A 5019-nucleotide genomic window follows, 5' to 3' on the forward strand; every position below is an offset into this window, starting at 1 on the left:
CCCAGGAACTCGACAGCAAGTCCATGACCGCGGTGCGCGGCGGGAATTCCTGGCTGCAAGGGCTGGGCCCGGTGGCCAACGTCAATGTCAACGTCAACCAGAACATCGCCCAGCTGCAAAGCATCAACGTGAACACGCTCAACAACGTCGGCGTGATCGGCTCCGGCTTCGGCCCGCTGAGCATCGACGTCAACCCGTCGCAATGGGCCGCCACCCACGCCAAGGTCTGAACGGCATGCGCCAGGCTCCGTGGAAACCCCTGCCGGTTCCACGGAGGTGCCGCGTTACCGGGCCAGCACCCTGAACCTGGTAACAGCGGCCATATTCTCCATGGGACACAGCCTATTTGGCGCGTGCCACCGCAGCGCGGTATTGTTGCGGGCTTGCCGAACCAGATCGGAAACACGCCTGCGCGTGCCGGGCGAGGTGCCCCAGGCCGTAAAATCTCCCTCATGTTCGTTTCGAGATATCGAATCTCGCCAAAACCATGATGAAGAAGGCCACCCTCCTTTCCGCCCTCCTGTGGGCATCGATCACCGCCCACGCACAACCGCCCGGCAAGGACGCCGCGCCCCTCGGCCTTGAACTTGGCAAGACCAAGTGCGCGCGGATGACACCCGGGCCGAATCGCGTCAAGACTGGCATGGCGCCATGGGCCGGCGGGGACACGGTGGAGATCAAACACCTGGAACGCTTCAATCTGCCGGGCCTGACCCGTGCGACCGTGAACTGCGACGCCCAGGACACCGTGGCGCTCATTACCCTGACATTCGACCGGTCCGCGATGGATGAGGTCAGCAAGACGCTTGACGCCCGCTACGAGTCCAGGCGCAAGACCGACCCCAATGCCGAGAACGGCTACGCCGAGTGGGAAGCAGCCAACGGCAGCCTCGAGATGCTTTACGCGCGCGACAGCAAGCAGTTCACCCTGGCGTACTGGGCCAAGGGCGCCAAGGCCAGGTACTTCGCTTACAGCGGCACGAGCGACAAGAAGCCGGCCGCGCCAACGCAACCCGCCTCCACACAGCCTGCACCGCTGTAAGAGAAACAACTGCCACACCCCAATGCCGGACTTGTTCCGCATGCCGAACTCAGGATTGTCGGCACGCGAACATTTTCACATGGCAGAAGCCGCGGATCTCACCAATGATGCGGCTCCTCAATCCAGTTCACTACCCGCAAGGTTTCAGAAACCTTGACCGCGGCCGTAATACCGATGTGGCACCGGTAGCGCATTTCAAAACAAACGCGATGCGCGGAATACGAATATCAAGGCTCAGGCCTTTGCCTCCACCCTTTTTAGTGATGATTCCGGCGCATGCGCTATGATGCGCATGCCTGCCACACGCACCGTTTTGGCAATGATCTGGAGACTGGGACAGATTGCCCTGGGCGTGCCAACGGTGCCGGCTGGCGCGAGACGTCAGTGTTGTTCTAACAGGCAACCTTTCCATAAAAATAAGGGGTAATCGTGGCGTACAAATCACATAAAGTTTCGGGTCGTGTCAAGGCGGCGGCAATGGCATGCCTGATCGCCTTTGGCGCACAGGCAAATGCCTGCACCAATTTCCTGCTGAAAGCGGCAGACGGCACGCCTGTCTATGCGCGCACCATGGAGTACAGCTTCGAGCTGCAGCCGGATGTAGTCGTGGTGCCCCGCAATTACGAGTATGTCGGCACCGGCCCGGGCAACAAGCCTGGCATCCGCTGGAAGTCGCGTTACGCTGTGGTGGGCGTCATGTCGGGCGGACAGCCGGTGCTTGCCGACGGGATGAACGAGAAGGGCCTTGCGGGTGGCAACCTCTACTTCCCCGGTTTCGCCGGCTATACCGATCCGGCGAAGGCCGATCCGGCCAAATCCATCGCGTCCTGGGAGTTCCTGACCTGGGTGCTGACAAACTTTGCGACTGTCGCCGAAGTCAAGGCGGCACTCAACAATGTGTCAATCGTCGATATCAAGGCGCCAGTGCTGGACATGGCATTGCCTTTCCACTTTCCCCTGCATGATGCGACCGGCGCCTCGATCGTGATCGAGCCTATCGGCGGCCAGTTCAAAGTTTACGACAACCCGCTCGGCGTCCTCACCAACTCCCCGACCTTTGACTGGCACCTCAACAATGTCAGGAATTACGTAAAGATTTCGCCTGTCGATGCCGATCCGATGAAGATTGCCGGGCAAACCTTCGAGCCTTTTGGCCAGGGATCCGGTCTTCTTGGCATTCCAGGCGATCCCACGCCGCCGTCCCGCTTCATCCGTGCCCTCGGCTATGTCGCATCGGCCAAACAACTTCCCGACGGCCCGCAAACGATCAAGCTCGCAGAGCATATCCTGAATAATTTCGATATTCCGGTGGGCTCCATTTCCACGGCGCCCAAAGGCGGGCAGCTCGAATATACGCAATGGTCATCGATCGCCGATCTCAGGGCAAAGCGCTACTACATCAAGAGCTATCAGGATCAGACCCTGCGCGTCGTGGACCTGGCGCATTTCAACCTGGACGGGAAGACGCTTTCGATCTCGCCGTTCAAGCCGAATAACGCGCCGCCGGCACTGAATTTCTCAAAGAGCTGATTCACCGGGGTAGCGCCGGGCACCGTGCAAGATCATTGCCCTTGCATGCGTGCCTGCCGCGCCTGCGCCAAAGCCGCCGGCTGGGCTTATCCGCCCGGCCGGCAGTCGCGCCCGCCAGGGCGCGTCTTGCGCCCTCGCCTGCCCGGCCGTCCGGCGCAGCCTCCCGCCTGAACGCCTGGTGTCACTTGCCGGCGAAGAGGACTTCCCGCACAAATGCCTTTATGTCACCGCGCGAATGCCGGAACGCGGATTCGTTTCGTCCGACATGTCCGCCCGGCCTGGCGCATTCGGCAAAACACGCCTTCAGCCTGGCAGGATCAGTGATCTCGCCCGCGCGCGGCCTTGCGATTCCGGGCCAGGTTCCCGGGCCGCGCGGCGGCGGCGGAAACCATGGTAGCAGCTCGGCAAGGCGGGAACAGACCCTGGCAGGGGAAGGGAACGCGGCAACCCGGATGCGCCCGGTGCCGCTCATTCATCGTTGCAGGATCGATGGGACAGAATCCGGCTCACCCCGCTCTGCGCCTGCGCCTGCGCAAGCGGAAAGCTTGCACGGATTCACGCCAACCAAGCAGGTTTCGTCGCTTTGGACGAGGCGGACGCACTCGACGGTCGCAACACTAAACGGGTTTCCCCAATCAGCCCGCCGATGGAAAGCCCGAGCGCCATGAGCCACGCAGATAAAACGAGCCCCAAACCGCTGACGCCCTTCGAAGGCAGCGACTTCCGCACCCTGATCGACGAACGGATGGCCAGTCGCGGCGCTCATCCCTTCCTGATCTGGGAACCCTTTGAAGGCGAAGGCAGGACCTGGACCTATGCGGACTTTGGCGACGGCGTGCGCCGCTTCGCGGCCGGCCTGCAGGAGCGAGGAGTACGGCCGGCGGATCGCGTGCTGGTCCACCTGGACAACTGCCCGGAGGCGGTCATCGCCTGGCTGGGCTGCGCTTACGCGGGTGCCGTGGCCGTGTCGACCAATACCCGGTCGAGCACCGACGAGCTCGCGTACTTCGCCAGTCACAGCGGCGCCGTCGGCGCCATCACCCAACCGCGCTTTGCCGCCATGGTAAAGGCCGCGGCCCCATCCCTGGCCTGGCTGGCCGTCACTGGGACGGATTGCGGCGCCGCCGCCGGGCCGGACGTCGCCGGGTTCGAGCCGTTCGCCGCCATCTCCGCCGATCCCGCGCAACTGATCGAGCGCCCGCACGACCCGATGGCGCCGTTCGGCATCCAGTACACATCCGGCACCACGGCCCGGCCCAAGGCCGTGCTCTGGACCCATGCGAACGCGCTCTGGGGCGCGCGCCTGTCCGCCATGCACGAGGACCTGCGTCCCGAGGATGTGCACCTGGTCCACCTCCCCCTGTTCCACACCAACGCGCAGATCTATTCGGTGGCGGCCGCGCTCTGGGTGGGCGCCACGGTGGTGGTGCAACCCCGGTTCTCCGCATCGCGCTTCTGGCCGGTCTCCGTCAAGCACGGTTGCACCTGGACCTCGATGGTGCCGTTCTGCGTCCGGGCGCTGCTGACCCAGCCCAGGCCAGCGCACCACAGCTACCGCTTTTGGGGCAGCGGCGTCTGCGCGCCGGCCACGGATGCGCACTTCGGGGTCAGGACGATCGGGTGGTGGGGAATGACCGAAACCATCACCCACGGCACGATAGGTTCCGCGCACCTCGCAAACGCCCCGATGTCCATGGGCAGGCCGTCCCAGGCCTATGCGATCCACGTGCTCGATGATGACGGGCAACCTGTCGCCCCCGGCGAGACAGGCAACCTCCATGTGGGCGGCCAGCGTGGCGTTTCCCTGTTCCTGGAGTATGCGGGCGACCCGGCGGCGACGGCGGCGGCCTTCCGCGACGACGGGCTCTTCATCACCGGCGACCGGGTCCGCCTGGGCCACGACGGCTTCCTGTATTTCTCGGACCGCGCCAAGGACATGCTCAAGGTCGGCGGGGAAAACGTGGCAGCCTCGGAAATCGAGCGCGTCATCGCGCTGGTCGAGGGCGTGGCGGAAGTCGCCGTCGTCGGCAGGAAGCATCCCATGCTGGACGAAGTGCCAGTCGCCTTCGTGATCCCGCACGCCGGCACCGGCCAGGCCCTGGCCGAGCGCATCCTGTCGGCATGCAAGGCGCAACTGGCGGGCTTCAAGCATCCGCATGACATCAGGCTGGTTGAGAGCCTGCCCCGGTCCACCCTGGAGAAAGTGGCAAAGAACCAACTGCGCGCCCTGCTCGCGGACTCGCCATGAGCCATGAACCAGCCGCCGCGCCGGCACTGCACACCGCCGGGCGATGACGCTCCGGCGAAACAGAGCGCACGCCGTCCGCCCATGCTCATATACTTTTTCCAGCGCCCCCTGCCCCCGCCTTGCACGTGCACCAGAAGGCGCACCCCGTTGTTTCTTGTGTAGCCCCAACGCGATGCGAAGCGAGCCCCCCAAGCGATGC

General features: G+C 64.1%; 4 protein-coding genes. All 4 read left to right on the forward strand.

The genetic code is table 11. The features are described 5' to 3' along the window. Positions 1 to 230, forward strand: a 230-nt coding sequence (locus CF70_RS16100) for a hypothetical protein (RefSeq protein WP_035866549.1), incomplete at its 5' end; no start/stop codon positions are given. A 260-nt stretch (positions 231 to 490) separates the two neighbouring features. After that, positions 491 to 1042: a hypothetical protein gene (locus tag CF70_RS16105; protein ID WP_035866609.1), complete on the forward strand. Its 552-nt coding sequence runs from the start codon at positions 491 to 493 to the stop codon at positions 1040 to 1042. A 477-nt stretch (positions 1043 to 1519) separates the two neighbouring features. Then, positions 1520 to 2572: a linear amide C-N hydrolase gene (locus CF70_RS16110; protein WP_051648548.1), complete on the forward strand. Its 1053-nt coding sequence runs from the start codon at positions 1520 to 1522 to the stop codon at positions 2570 to 2572. 664 nt (positions 2573 to 3236) lie between these two features. Then, complete coding sequence (locus tag CF70_RS16115; protein WP_035866607.1) at positions 3237 to 4820, forward strand: AMP-binding protein; 1584 nt, start codon at positions 3237 to 3239, stop codon at positions 4818 to 4820. The last annotated feature ends 199 nt before the right edge of the window (positions 4821 to 5019 follow it).

The organism is Cupriavidus sp. SK-3 (genome assembly GCF_000611145.1).
Classification (GTDB): domain Bacteria; phylum Pseudomonadota; class Gammaproteobacteria; order Burkholderiales; family Burkholderiaceae; genus Cupriavidus.